Below are 13,740 nucleotides of genomic sequence, written 5' to 3'. Positions count from 1 at the left end.
TTTAACATAAAAGGCTTGCATTTTTTACCGAAAACGGTTACTATTAAAAGTGATAAGATTTTTGGAGGAATGAATGAATGGAATGGACTACTGAGCGTCGTTACAGACTTTATCAAGATTGGACGCAAGAAGAAATTCAAAATATTAAGGAAAATATGGCACAATCTCCATGGCATACTCATTACCATGTTGAGCCAAAAACAGGACTTCTCAACGATCCAAATGGCTTTTCTTACTTTGATGGAAAGTGGATTGTTTTTTATCAGAACTTTCCTTTTGGTGCAGCCCACGGTTTAAAATCTTGGGTGCAATTAGAAAGCGATGATTTGGTTCACTTCACAGAAACCGGAGCCAAAGTTTTGCCTGATACTCCATTAGATAGCCACGGTGCTTACTCTGGTTCTGCCATGCAGTTTGGCGATAACTTGTTCCTATTTTATACAGGAAATGTCCGTGATGAAAACTGGATCCGTCACCCTTACCAGATCGGTGCTTTGATGGATAAGGATGGCAAGATTACGAAGATTGACAAGATCTTGATTGACCAGCCAGCAGACTCTACTGACCACTTCCGTGATCCGCAAATTTTTAACTTTAAAGGTCAATATTATGCTATCGTCGGTGGACAGGACTTGGAGAAAAAAGGCTTCGTCCGTCTCTACAAGGCTGTGGACAACGACTACACAAACTGGCAAGATGTTGGCGACCTTGACTTTGCTAACGACCGCACTGCCTACATGATGGAATGCCCAAATCTAGTCTTTGTAGGCGAGCAACCTGTCCTTCTCTACTGCCCACAAGGATTGGATAAAGATGTTCTAGACTACGATAATATCTATCCAAATATGTATAAAATTGGGGTTTCCTTTGACCCTGAAAATGCAAAAATGGTAGATGTGTCTCAACTTCAAAACATGGATTATGGTTTCGAAGCCTATGCTACCCAAGCCTTCAACGCTCCTGATGGACGTGCTCTAGCAGTTAGCTGGCTTGGTTTGCCAGATGTTTCTTACCCATCTGACCGTTTTGACCACCAAGGAACCTTCTCTTTGGTCAAGGAACTCACTATCAAAGACGGCAAACTCTACCAATACCCAGTCGCGACTATCAAGGATCTCCGTGCTTCTGAAGAAGCCTTCTCAAACCGTTCCCAAACCAATAATAGCTACGAACTTGAACTTAACTTAGAACCTAATAGTCAGAGCGAGATTGTCTTACTTGCTGATAAAGAAGGCAAGGGACTTTCAATCAACTTTGATCTTGTAAATGGTCAAGTGACAGTAGATCGTAGCCAGGCTGGAGAACAGTATGCCCAAGAATTTGGTACAACTCGTTCTTGCCCAATCGATAACCAGGCTACTACTGCTACGATTTTCATCGATAACTCTGTCTTTGAAATTTTCATCAATAAAGGAGAAAAAGTATTTTCTGGTCGTGTCTTCCCACATGCGGACCAAAATGGTATCCTGATTAAATCTGGAAACCCAACTGGAACTTACTATGAATTAGATTATGGTCGCAAAACTAACTGATGTCGCCAAACTTGCAGGAGTCAGTCCTACTACCGTTTCTCGGGTTATCAACAAAAAAGGTTATCTCTCTGAAAAAACCATTCAAAAGGTTAATGAAGCCATGCGGGAATTGGGCTATAAACCCAACAATCTAGCTCGCAGTCTACAAGGAAAATCAGCTAAGTTAATCGGCTTGATTTTCCCCAATATTTCCAATGTTTTCTATGCAGAATTAATTGATAAGCTGGAACACCAACTCTTCAAAAATGGTTATAAGACCATCATCTGCAACAGTGAGCATGATTCTGAGAAGGAACGCGAATACATCGAAATGTTGGAAGCCAATCAGGTAGACGGCATCATTTCTGGTAGTCACAACTTGGGAATCGAAGACTACAATCGCGTGACAGCGCCGATTATTTCCTTTGACCGAAACCTGTCTCCAGACATCCCTGTCGTCTCCTCTGACAACTATGCTGGTGGGGTCCTTGCTGCCCAGACCTTGGTTAAGACAAGCGCCCAGTCTATCATCATGATTACAGGGAATGACAATTCAAATTCTCCAACTGGACTACGCCACGCTGGTTTTGCATCTGTACTCCCAAAAGCTCCTATTATCAATGTTTCCAGTGACTTTTCGCCCGTCAGAAAAGAAATGGAAATCAAGAATATCTTGACTCGTCAAAAACCAGATGCCATCTTTGCTTCGGATGATTTGACTGCTATTCTGGTCATTAAAATCGCTCAAGAACTGGGCATTTCTGTCCCAGAAGATCTCAAGGTCATTGGCTATGATGGGACCTACTTTATCGAGAATTACTACCCTCAACTGGCTACTATTAAGCAACCTTTGGAAGAAATTGCCTGCCTCACTGTTGATCTTCTCTTGCAAAAGATTGAAGGCAAGGAAGTCGCAACAACAGGCTACTTCTTACCAGTTACTCTATTACCTGGAAAAAGTATTTAAGTACAAGAAAACTCAGACCAATTCGTCTGAGTTTTTTTATGATCTTAGGTTTTCTAGATAACGCTGGGCTGTCTCTAGGTTAAATGTTTTATCAGCAATGAGGCGCTCAACTAGGGGAGCTACCTCGGATTCACTAGCACCTGCAAGGAGAGCCAAGGATTTGGCCTGCAATTTCATGTGTCCTTGCTGGATTCCTGTACTTACCAAAGCTTTCAGTGCCGCAAAATTTTGGGCTAGCCCGATAGAAACAATAATCTGAGCTAATTCTTTGGCAGAAGGATTTCCCAGTAGTTCGTGACTAAGGGCCACACGAGGGTTGAGGCCGATAGAACCACCCTTGGTCGCTACAGGCATGGGCAAGGTCATCCGACCGACCAATTCTTCTCTTTCAAGGTCCAGCGTCCATTGACTAAGACCTTGGTAGCGTCCATCTCGACTGGCAAAAGCATGAGCTCCAGCTTCAATGGCACGCCAATCATTACCAGTAGCAATCAAAATGGCATCAATGCCGTTAAAAATCCCTTTATTGTGAGTAGCAGCTCGGTAAGGATCAGCCTGCGCAAACTGGTTAGCTAAAGCTATCTTCTCCGCAATTTCTCGTCCTTGATCCTTTTGGCGACTCAAATAGCGAAAGGCGATGCGACAGCTGGCTGTCACTAGAGAATCGGTCGCGTAGTTGGACAGGATTCCCATGAGACTCTGTCCCTGACAGAGTTCTTCTAAGACTGGTTTCAAGGCTTCCAGCATGGTATTGAGCATATTAGCTCCCATGGCTTCTTGGGTATCGACATGGAGATAAATAACGAGAAAGTCTGTTTCACCTTTAATCTGCTCGACATGCAAATCACGCGCCCCACCCCCGCGTTTAACAATGGAAGGATAAGCTTGATTGGCAAGTTCCAAGAGTTCTGCTTTCTTGCTGGCAATCTTCTCTTGGGCAAAATCTGGTTCAGCAACTTGATAAAGGGCCACCTGCCCAATCATCTGACGCTCATGGACTTGTGCGGTAAAACCTCCTGTACGCTTGATGATTTTACTTGCATAGCTGGCCGCAGCAACCACGGACGGTTCTTCTGTCACATAGGGAACTGTGTGTTCCTGACCGTTAACGAGAACCTCTGGGACCAGCGAATAAGGCAGAGAAAAAGTTCCCACTACATTCTCACTCAGCTGGTCTGCCACAGTCACACTCATCTGTTCATCCTGCTCCAAACTCTCTTGTCTCTCAGGACTAAGGAGCGCCTGAGCTTTTAACAGCTCGAGGCGCTCTTGGTATGATTTTTTAGAAAATCCATTCCAACTTATCTTCATTATTTTTCAACCTTGCTATAACGGCGTTGGTGGTCCACAATTTCAACCAAGGCAAAATCTTGATTTTCATAGCCAGCAAACTGGGCAGAGTTTGTTTCATCCAAGTCTACTTCCTCAAAGAAGACCTTTTCATAGTCTGCAACGGATAAGGCAGTTCGTTGGTCAAGTTTGTTCAAGCGGTCTTTATCCAGATAAGCTTCATATCCTTCAACCAATTCACCACTGAAGAACTCAGCTACAGCCCCACTTCCGTAACTATAAAGGGCAATTTTATCCCCAGCCTTCAAGCTATCTGTATTTTCCAATAGAGACAAGAGTCCGAGGAAGAGAGATCCTGTGTAGATATTCCCCACCTTTTGACTGTAGAGAATAGACTGGTCAAAATGCTTTTGCAAGAGGTCTTTTTTCTCTTGAGACAGGCTCTTATCCATGATTTTTTTCAAGCCTTTTAGCGCTAATTTAGGGTAAGGCAAGTGGAAGCAAACAGCCGCAAAATCATCCAAAGTAAGCTGGTAGCGTTTTTGGTATTCAAGCCAAGTCGTTTTCAAACTATCCAAGTATTGTTGGGTAGAATAAACACCATTTACATACGGAGTTGTCGAGTAATTTGGTCGCCAGAAATCCATGATATCACGGGTTTGAGCTACATTGTCATTATTAAAGGCCATAATACGTGGATTTTGTGTAATCAACATAGCCACACTTCCAGCACCCTGAGTTGGTTCTCCTGGAGTTTCAATACCGTACTTGGCAATGTCACTAGCGATGACTAAGACTTTGGACTCTGGAGAATTTTCCACATGCAATTTGGCATAATGAAGGGCAGCTGTCGCTCCATAGCAAGCTTCTTTAATCTCGAAACTACGAGCAAAGGGCTGGATGCCCAGCAAACCATGCACAAAGACGGCCGCAGCTTTACTCTGGTCAATTCCTGACTCGGTAGCCACAATAACCATATCAATTTCTTGTCTTTCTTGCTCAGTTAAAATAGAGTCACTTGCACTCGCCGCCAAGGTCACAATATCCTCAGTTAGGGGTGCAATACTCAATTCCTTGAGCAAGAGTCCTTTGCTTAATTTTTCAGGGTCAATTCCCCTCGCTTCTGCTAAGTCTTGTAATTTCAAGACATATTGACTGGTCGCAAAACCAATCTTATCAATACCGATTGTCATATTTACCTCTGTTTTATCATTCATTGTAAAAAATCGTTCTATACTATTTTATCACAAATAGCAGTAAAAGAGAGAAAAAAGACTTGATTCACCAAATCAAGTCTCTTATTATTCTAACTTTTACGCTGTTTTCTTAAGTAGGAATAAAATCTGAGAATTACTGTTCCACTAGCCATTCCAATAGAGATTACCAGAGCCAACATGACAACCAAGGTAGCACTAGCAATGGCATGATTGTAATCCCCTGTCACAAAAAAGGCAGTTGTCCGATAGGAAAGATAACCCGGAACCAGAGGTGCCAAGATGGCTAAGATAAAGACCACAGCAGGGGTCTTATAAAGAATACTCAAAATCTGGCTGACACAAGAACCAATAATGGCCGCAATGAAGGTGGCTACAATGACATTGGTTGGTTCCTTGAGCAAGAGATAGATTAGCCAGACAGCCATGCCCAAAATTCCTCCAGGCAAGAGCATAGAACGTTGAACATTGAGTACGATTAAAAAAGTGATAATAGCAAGAAGACTTGCTACTGCTTGTAATAAAAAGGTTGTTAGTGTCATATTAATTCATCAATACCAAGGCGACAGAAGTTCCCGCCCCTAAAGCAAGGGTAATGAGTAGGGATTCAAACATCTTACTCATACCAGAGTTTATGTGGTTGGTCATAATATCACGGACCGCATTAGTCAAGGCAATTCCTGGTACAAACGGCATGACCGCACCAGCTATAATCAAATCTGCTGTTGAGGGAAAACCTGTGTAGCGAGCCCAAAACTGGGCTATCATCCCAAAGACAAAGGCTCCAGCAAAGGCTGTCACAAAGGGAATTCGGATAAACTTCTCCACATAGAGGGAAAAGGCAAAACCAAATAAGGTAGCCACTCCTGCCCCAAGTGCGTCGTAGATATTTCCACTAAACATAATTGAAAAGAAAGGAGCACTAAAGGTCGCAGCCAAAGTTACCTGCAACTTAGTATAAGGAAGGGGCTGGGCTTGCAAGTCCGTCAATTGCTTGAAGGCTGTCTCTAAATCAAGCTTTCCACCTACCAACTGACGAGAAATCTGGTTGACATCGCAGACTTTTTCGATGTTATAAGAAGAGGAGGTCACGCGCTTCATACGCGAAATATTGGTATTTTCAATAGAGAAAAAGATAGCGGCAGGCATGGCAAGAACATTGCAATCCACAATCCCCTGCGAATGCGCAATTCGGATCATGGTATCTTCTACACGATGAATCTCTGAGCCACTTTTGAGAAGAATGGTTCCAGCTAACATAATCACATCGATGACGGCATTTAATTCTCTTGATTCTTCCATGCGTTCCTCCTTTTATCAACTCCTTCTATTCTATCACAAATCTGGAGTCAAAAAAAATCTTTGCCATGAAATCATGACAAAGATTCGTTTAATCACGAGAATTTTCGTGGTTTCCTTCACTATTTGGTTGAGTCGGAGTAGGAACCGTTCCTTGTTGATTTCCTTGCTGACCACCTTGTTGATTCCCTTGATTTGGAGTAGTAGGTGAACCTTGGTTACCACGTTGAACTGACGTTGAAGAGGAACTTGATGGTGGTGTTTTGGGTTTATAAATCGAAATTTTAATACGTGTGCTGGCTAAATCAATTTTTCCACCCGGTTTTGGACTTTGCTCTACAACAGTCTCCTCAGCTGTTCCTTCAGGAGCAGTAGACACTTCTACAACTTCGATATTAGCTTTTTTAACTCCATATATCTCTGTAAGATTATTAACTGCAAATTCTCGAGTTGAACCAATATATCTTGGCATTGAAATCGAATTTACTTTTTTAGCAACTGTCAAAACTATTTGAGTTGCCTTGCTAAGATCGTAGGTTGTTCCCTCCGGTAAACTTTGTTTCATGATTGTGCCGGCTTCGATTTCGTTGGATTCTTCTTCCTCAATCTTAATTAGATTTTCTGGAACCTTCTTGCCTTTCAATTCTGCCACTACATCACTAGATTTTCGTCCAAGATAATTTCCAAGTTGGAAGGATTGCTGACCAGAAGACACAATCAAATTAATTTTTGTTCCTTCTTTGCGTGTCGTACCAGCGTCAGGATCGGTACGAATAACACGACCTTCTTCAACCTTATCACTAGCCTCTGTTTTTTCTTCACCAACCTCAAAATTGGCTTTCTTAAGCGCTTCTTTAGCCTCAGCAACCGTCTGACCTGCCACCTTTGGAACGGCAATGGTAGCAGGCGTTCTATATAAAATCCATACTAAGGATGCCACAACCAACAAGAAGGTCGCAAATAAAATTGGATAACGTGCTTTCATGCGACGGCGTTTGGTTGGCTTTGGACTAGGTACCGTTTTTTCTGTCTGATGAGGCTGGGGCTTAGGTTGAGGTCTTCCCTCTTGTACCGGAGCTTTAGGAATAGAAGTCAAGGTACTTTGTGGAACTTTAGGAAGAGTCTTGGTATCCGTCTTAGTCGCATCGTCAAAGACTAGCTTTGGTTCATTACGACGATTATAAGACAAACTACTAGACAAATCCACATACATTTCAGCGACTGATTTGTAGCGATCTGTCAATTTCTTGGCAGTTGCCTTGATAACAACATTCTCCAAAGCCTGAGGCACAGATGGATTTTCAGCTATAACCGATGGCAATGGCTTCTGGAAATGCTGGAGGGCGATGGTCACCGCACTATCCCCATCGTAAGGAATATGACCTGTCAGCATCTCATAGAAGATAATCCCCATAGCATAGATATCACTCTGTACAGTTGCTTTAGAACCACGCGCCTGCTCTGGCGATAAATAATGAACCGAACCCAGCATAGAGTTGGTCTGAGTCAAACTCGTCTCAGCAAAGGCTACTGCGATCCCAAAGTCTGTAACCTTAGCAGTCCCATCTGGTGTCAAAAGGATATTTTGCGGTTTTAAATCTCTATGAACAATTCCTCGAGTATGGGCTAAGCGCATAGCCAAGAGGATTTGTCCCATGATTCGAATCGCTTCTTCATTTGAAAGAGGGTGATGTTCCTTGATATAGCGTTTGAGGTCTAATCCAGCAACATATTCCATCGCGAGATACTGTTGTCCCTCTTCTTCACCGATATCTGTAATCCGAACGATATGAGGATGGTCCAGATCCGCCATGGCTCTTGCTTCTCGCTGGAAACGTGCCACAGCAATCGGGTCTGTCTGGTAGTTGGTCCTCAGGACTTTCACTGCCACTTCTTCACCGTCCAAAATCAAATCCTTGGCCAAATAGACATCTGCCATGCCTCCTCGACCAATTTGTTTGATAATTCGATACCGCCCGGCAAAAATCTTGCCGATTTGGATCATTCTGTTGCCTCCTCATTAATAGCAATAAGGGCAACTGTGATATTGTCCAATCCACCAGCATTGTTGGCAAAACGGATCAAGGTTGCTGCCTTATCTGCCAAAGGAATATCGCTGGTTACAATATCATAGATTTCACTTCCTGAAATCATATTTGTTAATCCATCACTATTAAGTAGGAGATAGTCTCCTGGCTCAAGAGTAATCATTCCAAAATCAGGCTGAATTTCATCTTTTTGACCGATTGACTGGGTAATAATATTTTTCTGTGGGTGGCTAGCCGCTTCTTCCGGTGTTAATTGGCCAGCCTTGAGCAATTCATTGACCAAGGAATGGTCGCTCGTTAACTGGTGGTATTCTTCTCCACGAATTAAACCGATACGAGAATCCCCAACGTGGGCATAAATAGCCTGATTGTCAATAATGGCTACAGCCTCAAGAGTTGTTCCCATCCCTTTATAGGCTTCATCTTGCCCCAATTGGTTAATCTTTTTATTTTCCATCTCAAGGTTGTTAGCAAACCATTCACGCACCTCGTTGATGGTATCAATTTGGGTATCTACCCAAGCGATACCTAAATCTGTAACCGCCATTTCACTCGCGATATTTCCTGCACGGTGTCCTCCCATCCCGTCAGCTAAGATAATCATAGTACGACCTGCTCTGTTGACGTAGTGGTTGACATAGTCTTGGTTATTTGTTCGTTTTTGACCAACATCCGTTAATATTGAAATTTCCATATGTCAGTTCCTTCCTAATTCGATATCTTGCGAAATTGGCTGATGAAAAATCCATCACTTCCATACAATTCAGGTGTAATGAGAATACAACCATCTTTCATGATATCCTTACATTCATGTTCTAGTTTTACCTGCTCAAAGTCGGGATGACTTTCTAAAAATGCCTGAACGACTTGAAAGTTCTCCTCTGAGACAATAGTACAGGTACTATAAGTTATTATACCACCTTTGCGTAGTGTTTGACAAACACTACCTAATATTTCTAGCTGAATTTCCTGTAAGGACGCGAAATCTGCCGTTTCTTTATTGTATTTTATGTCTGGTTTTCGTCTTAAAAGTCCAATCCCAGAACAAGGGGCATCTACCAAAATCTTGTCAAAAGAATCCTTACTAAAAAACTCATGAACCTTTCTGGCGTCCAATTTTTGGGTTTGGACACGGTTTGCCACACCTAAACGCTCTGCATTTTCTTGAATTAAGTCCAACTTGTGGTCGTACAAATCCAGAGCAGTAACCTGACCTGTCGTCAGGTAAGAAGCTATATGGGCTGTTTTTCCACCCGGAGCAGCACAGGCATCTAGAACCTGCTCATCACCTTGTAAATCAAGCGTCGGAGCAACAAGCTGACTGGACTCGTCTTGGATAGTAATAGATCCATCCGCAAACAAATCATGGCCTGCAAAATGCCCCTGCTCCTTAACCAGACCAGAAGGAGACAAGGATGAAGCACTGGCCTCCAACAAGGCTTGGATTTCCTCTTTTCGTCTTAAATCTGTTACACGAATGCTGGCCTGGTTGCGCACCAAGAGACTTTCAAAAATAGCTTGCGCTCGCTCCTCTCCGTATTCTTCCTTGAGCTTGGCAACTAGCCAAACCGGAAGGGAATATGCAATGGAGTCACGCTTATTTTTTCGTTTGATGCTGGTGATATCTGGCCATCCTTCACGCAAGATACGGCGAAGGACAGCGTTGACCAATTTTTCACTGCCTTTTTTACGGACTTTGGCCAATTCTACTGCTTCATTGACCACAGCATGGTCTGGAATCTTGTCCAGATAGCGGAGTTGGTAGGCACTCATGAGAAGCAGAACATAAAGCCAACTGTCTAACTGGTCTCTGTCTTCGATAAAGTGGGATAAGTACCATTCTAGATTCAGTTTTCGGGCTACCGTTCCATAGACCAGCTCGGTTACCAAGCCCTTGTCTGTTGCCGAAAGTTGACTTCCCTTAAGATTCTTATTTAAAGCGATGTTTGAGTAGGCTTGATTGATAAAGACATCCTCTAATACTACTAGGGCTAAACTTCTTGCCGTTTCTACTTTAGTCACCAAATCGTTCTCCTACAGTCAATGTACGTCCAACTCCATTGAGGAAGGAAGCAATGTCCATCTTAGGCTTACCAGCTGGCTGCACTTGTTTGAGGGAAAGAGCTCCTTGAGCCGTTGCGACAATCAATTCTTTCTTGCCGATAGAGAGAATCTCCCCTGGATTTCCCTGACCTTCTACTGCTAGGGCTTCATAAATCTTAAAGCGATCGCCCTTAAGGAAAGTATGGGCAACAGGCCAGGGGTTCATTCCACGGATCTGATTGAAAAGTTGACGATTGCTTTTAGTCCAATCTAACTTTTCTTCCTCTGGCTGGATATTTGGAGAGAAGGTAACCTGACTTGGATCCTGCGGTTCAGGTTTGATTTCACCAGCAATATAGGCAGGCAAAGTGTCCAAAAGCAAATCACGACCAACTAGCGCCAATTTTTCAAACAAGGTACCGACATTGTCCTCATCTGTGATAGGAATACTGCGACGGGAAATCATATCTCCTGCATCCATTTCCTTGACCATCTCCATAATGGTCACACCAGCTTCATCATCCCCTTGAATCAAGGCATAATGGATAGGTGCACCACCACGGTGTTTAGGAAGAAGGGAGGCGTGAACATTGACCGCAAAATCCATGCTATCAAGGAGTTTACTCGGGAGAAACTGCCCAAAAGCAGCAGTCACAATTCCATCTGCTCCTAAATTCATAATAGCTTCCATCTCTGGACTTCCAGATAATTTTTCAGGTTGGTAGATAGGAAGACCTGCCTCCTTGGCAGCCTGCTTGACTGGGGTTTCTTGGATAACTTTTTTACGACCAACAGCACGGTCTGGCTGGGTTACAACAGCTAGAATTTCATAACGGTCATCTGTCAAAAGTCCTTTTAAGACTGTTGCTGAAAAATCGGGGGTCCCCATAAAGATTAATTTTGTCATATCTTCTCCTTCTTATAAAAATTGCTGTGGCTCATGGTCAATGCTGAGACGGAGCTCACTATTTTCCCGTTCTTGAGTCAAGGCCAAAACTTGGTTGAGGGTCGGCCCCAGCTCATCTTCTAAACGATATTTAATTAAAATCTGATAATGATAAAGGTTGTGGGTGCGGGCAATGGGTTTGGGCGTTGGCCCAAGAATGTTACTGGTCTCTGACAAGCCTGACTGCAAAATGTTCATGACTTCATAGGCACGTTTGACCACCTCTTCTTCTTTCTTGTGAGAAAGGGTAATACCAATCGTGAAATAGTAAGGTGGATAACCAAGTTGTCGTCTGATTCCCATTTCATAGGCATAAAATCCTTCGTAATCCTGATCCTTGGCAAATCGAATAGCGTAGTGCTGAGGATTGTAAGACTGAATCAAGACCTGCCCAGCTTTTTCAGCACGACCTGCCCGGCCTGCCACCTGAGTCAAGAGCTGGAAAGTTCTTTCAGAAGAACGGAAATCAGGCAGATTTAAAGCTGTATCCGCATTGAGAACTCCGACTAGGGTCACATTGGGAAAATCCAAACCCTTGGCAATCATCTGAGTACCTAGCAAGATATCCGCTTCCCCACGTCCAAACTGGTCAAGTAGAGCTTGATGACTTCCTTTCTTACGAGTCGTATCCACATCCATCCGCAAAATACGGGCCTGGGGAAAGAGTTCTGCCAGCTCGTCATAAGCCTTCTGTGTTCCCGTCCCATAGTAACGAATGCTGCGACTCTTACAGTTAGGACAGACCTGAGGAATATCCTTTGAAAAACCACAATAATGACAGTTCATGGTCTTGGTATCCATGTGCAAGGTCAAGGAAATGTCACAGTTAGGACAAGTATCCACCGTCCCACACTCCCGACACATAACAAAGCTAGAATAACCACGACGATTGAGCATGAGAACCACCTGCTCTTTTTTAGCCAGACGGTCTTGGATGGCTTCTAGCAAAGGAGGAGTAATGTTTGACGTCTCATTTTGTCCGATATAGTCCCGAAAATCAATCACTTGAACCTCGGGAATAGTGGCTAGAGGATTGGCACGTTTGGTCAAACGCAAATGTTGATAGACGCCTTTTCCAGCCCTCGCACGGCTTTCCAGACTAGGAGTTGCTGAACCAAGTACCAGAGCTGCTTGATTATACTGAGCCCGTAAAATAGCTACCTCTCTGGCATGGTAACGAGGATTGCTGTCCTGCTTATAAGTCGCTTCATGCTCTTCATCGATAATCATGACACCCAGATTTTTCAGCGGAGCAAAGATGGCCGATCTGGCGCCAACAACAACTTGGGCATCGCCACGCTCCACCTTGCGCCATTCATCATACTTTTCACCATTGGAAAGGCCTGAATGAAGAATGGCCACCTTGTCCCCAAAACGAGCGATAAAACGCTCCGTCATCTGTGGAGTCAAGGAAATCTCAGGAACCAGCAAAATAGCTGTCTTGCCCTTATCCAAAGCTCCTTGGATAATCTGCAAGTAAACTTCTGTCTTCCCACTTCCTGTAATCCCTTGAAGGAGGAAGGGAGCCTGATGACTGCCAATCGCACTGACAACCGCATCACGCGCCTGTCTTTGCTCTGGATTCAATTCCAAAGGCTGACTTGCTTCAATCCCTTCAAAATAAGCAGCCGAGCGTTGAACTTCCTTTTGGACTATGGTCACAGCACCTTGTTCCACAAAGAAGTTGACTTGCTCCCGCGAGTAGGACTCTAACAAACTAGCCAAAGAAGCACTCTCTGGATGAGACAGCAAATAATCTCTCAATTCCAACTTTTTCTTAGCACGCGTAGAAATCTCTACACTTTCTAATTGAGCAAGGTCAACCTCATACCAAGACTGGGTCTTGACCTTCTTTTGATCAATTGCCTGATATTCTAGACCAAGCAGGCCTTTTCTAGTCAAACGCATCATTTCAGCTTGCTTAGCTAAATCCAGAGAAGAAAATGCAAGCGAATCCTCTGAACCAAACAAGCGCTCTCGGTCTTCCTGACTCAGACCTGCAAGAGGATAGAGAATCTTGTCATAGCTGGAGTTCAGAAATCCTGGTAGCATAGCCTTGAGGATGGAGATTTTATAGGAGAAGACGGACTTGCGTAACTCCTCAGCAAGCCAGAGTTGTTCTTGCGTGAGAACAGGAGAAAAATCCAGCACCTCCGCAATATCTTTTAAATCATGATTAGCCTCTTCTTCATCTGGTTGGGACTCCAAACCAAGAACAATCCCTTGAATCAGGCGATTCCCCTTACCAAAGGGCACATGAACCCGCATCCCAACTTCCAGCATTCCCAGAAATTCCTCAGGAATCCTGTAACTATAAGGCTGGTCTGTCTGCATCAAGGGCACATCTACGATAATCTTAGCTATAGTCATCTTCTCACCTCCTCCTTGTCAGTACATTCTTGCAATAGAAAAAATAAGATTG

At 43.6% G+C, this 13,740-nt stretch carries 11 protein-coding genes; 2 read left to right on the top strand and 9 right to left on the bottom strand.

Going from position 1 to position 13,740, the window contains the following annotated elements:
* Positions 1 to 77 precede the first annotated feature (77 nt).
* Both KUA57_RS07020 and KUA57_RS07015 read left to right on the top strand, forming a co-directional pair.
* Complete coding sequence (locus tag KUA57_RS07020) at positions 78 to 1,532, top strand: sucrose-6-phosphate hydrolase (RefSeq protein WP_218493940.1); 1,455 nt, start codon at positions 78 to 80, stop codon at positions 1,530 to 1,532.
* A complete protein-coding gene (locus KUA57_RS07015) occupies positions 1,513 to 2,478 on the top strand; it encodes a LacI family DNA-binding transcriptional regulator (protein WP_218493939.1) in 966 nt (321 codons plus the stop codon). Before KUA57_RS07020 ends, KUA57_RS07015 begins: the two co-directional genes overlap by 20 nt.
* Positions 2,479 to 2,514: 36 nt before the next feature.
* Here KUA57_RS07015 and KUA57_RS07010 read toward each other — a convergent pair whose 3' ends face one another.
* From KUA57_RS07010 to KUA57_RS06970, 9 genes are all read right to left on the bottom strand, one after another.
* Entirely contained in the window at positions 2,515 to 3,789 is a 1,275-nt protein-coding gene (locus tag KUA57_RS07010; RefSeq protein WP_218493938.1) for a hydroxymethylglutaryl-CoA reductase, degradative, read from the bottom strand.
* Positions 3,789 to 4,961, bottom strand: a complete 1,173-nt coding sequence (locus KUA57_RS07005) for a hydroxymethylglutaryl-CoA synthase (RefSeq protein ID WP_218493937.1) — start codon at positions 4,959 to 4,961, stop codon at positions 3,789 to 3,791. The genes KUA57_RS07010 and KUA57_RS07005 overlap by 1 nt, the downstream gene beginning before the upstream one ends.
* 113 nt (positions 4,962 to 5,074) lie before the next feature.
* Positions 5,075 to 5,524 carry a threonine/serine exporter family protein gene (locus KUA57_RS07000; protein WP_218493936.1) on the bottom strand — a complete coding sequence of 150 codons (450 nt, stop codon included), beginning with the start codon at positions 5,522 to 5,524 and terminating at the stop codon, positions 5,075 to 5,077.
* A 1-nt stretch (position 5,525) separates the two neighbouring features.
* Positions 5,526 to 6,284, bottom strand: a complete 759-nt coding sequence (locus KUA57_RS06995) for a threonine/serine exporter family protein (RefSeq protein WP_218493935.1) — start codon at positions 6,282 to 6,284, stop codon at positions 5,526 to 5,528.
* An 88-nt stretch (positions 6,285 to 6,372) separates the two neighbouring features.
* A complete protein-coding gene (gene pknB / locus KUA57_RS06990) occupies positions 6,373 to 8,286 on the bottom strand; it encodes a Stk1 family PASTA domain-containing Ser/Thr kinase (RefSeq protein WP_218493934.1) in 1,914 nt (637 codons plus the stop codon).
* Positions 8,283 to 9,023, bottom strand: a complete 741-nt coding sequence (locus KUA57_RS06985) for a Stp1/IreP family PP2C-type Ser/Thr phosphatase (protein WP_218493933.1) — start codon at positions 9,021 to 9,023, stop codon at positions 8,283 to 8,285. Before KUA57_RS06985 ends, pknB begins: the two co-directional genes overlap by 4 nt.
* Before the next feature lie 14 nt (positions 9,024 to 9,037).
* Positions 9,038 to 10,351 carry a 16S rRNA (cytosine(967)-C(5))-methyltransferase RsmB gene (rsmB, locus tag KUA57_RS06980; RefSeq protein ID WP_218493932.1) on the bottom strand — a complete coding sequence of 438 codons (1,314 nt, stop codon included), beginning with the start codon at positions 10,349 to 10,351 and terminating at the stop codon, positions 9,038 to 9,040.
* Positions 10,344 to 11,279, bottom strand: coding sequence for a methionyl-tRNA formyltransferase (gene fmt, locus KUA57_RS06975; RefSeq protein ID WP_218493931.1), 936 nt, complete (start codon positions 11,277 to 11,279; stop codon positions 10,344 to 10,346). Before fmt ends, rsmB begins: the two co-directional genes overlap by 8 nt.
* A gap of 12 nt (positions 11,280 to 11,291) precedes the next feature.
* A complete protein-coding gene (locus KUA57_RS06970; protein ID WP_218493930.1) occupies positions 11,292 to 13,688 on the bottom strand; it encodes a primosomal protein N' in 2,397 nt (798 codons plus the stop codon).
* Between the last annotated feature and the right edge of the window lie 52 nt (positions 13,689 to 13,740).

The organism is Streptococcus vulneris, from assembly GCF_019218685.1.
Lineage (GTDB): Bacteria > Bacillota > Bacilli > Lactobacillales > Streptococcaceae > Streptococcus > Streptococcus vulneris.
The sequence above is the reverse complement of the archived record's forward strand: the minus strand, read 5'-3'. Positions and strand labels throughout refer to the sequence as shown.

Excerpts from the sequence above, each read along its gene's own strand:
- KUA57_RS07010 (WP_218493938.1), bottom strand. The coding sequence starts at position 3,789 with ATGAAGATAAGTTGGAATGGATTTTCTAAAAAATCATACCAAGAGCGC.
- fmt (WP_218493931.1), bottom strand. The coding sequence starts at position 11,279 with ATGACAAAATTAATCTTTATGGGGACCCCCGATTTTTCAGCAACAGTC.
- KUA57_RS06985 (WP_218493933.1), bottom strand. The coding sequence starts at position 9,023 with ATGGAAATTTCAATATTAACGGATGTTGGTCAAAAACGAACAAATAAC.
- KUA57_RS07000 (WP_218493936.1), bottom strand. The coding sequence starts at position 5,524 with ATGACACTAACAACCTTTTTATTACAAGCAGTAGCAAGTCTTCTTGCT.
- KUA57_RS07005 (WP_218493937.1), bottom strand. The coding sequence starts at position 4,961 with ATGACAATCGGTATTGATAAGATTGGTTTTGCGACCAGTCAATATGTC.
- KUA57_RS07015 (WP_218493939.1), top strand. The coding sequence starts at position 1,513 with ATGGTCGCAAAACTAACTGATGTCGCCAAACTTGCAGGAGTCAGTCCT.
- KUA57_RS06970 (WP_218493930.1), bottom strand. The coding sequence starts at position 13,688 with ATGACTATAGCTAAGATTATCGTAGATGTGCCCTTGATGCAGACAGAC.
- KUA57_RS06995 (WP_218493935.1), bottom strand. The coding sequence starts at position 6,284 with ATGGAAGAATCAAGAGAATTAAATGCCGTCATCGATGTGATTATGTTA.
- pknB (WP_218493934.1), bottom strand. The coding sequence starts at position 8,286 with ATGATCCAAATCGGCAAGATTTTTGCCGGGCGGTATCGAATTATCAAA.
- KUA57_RS07020 (WP_218493940.1), top strand. The coding sequence starts at position 78 with ATGGAATGGACTACTGAGCGTCGTTACAGACTTTATCAAGATTGGACG.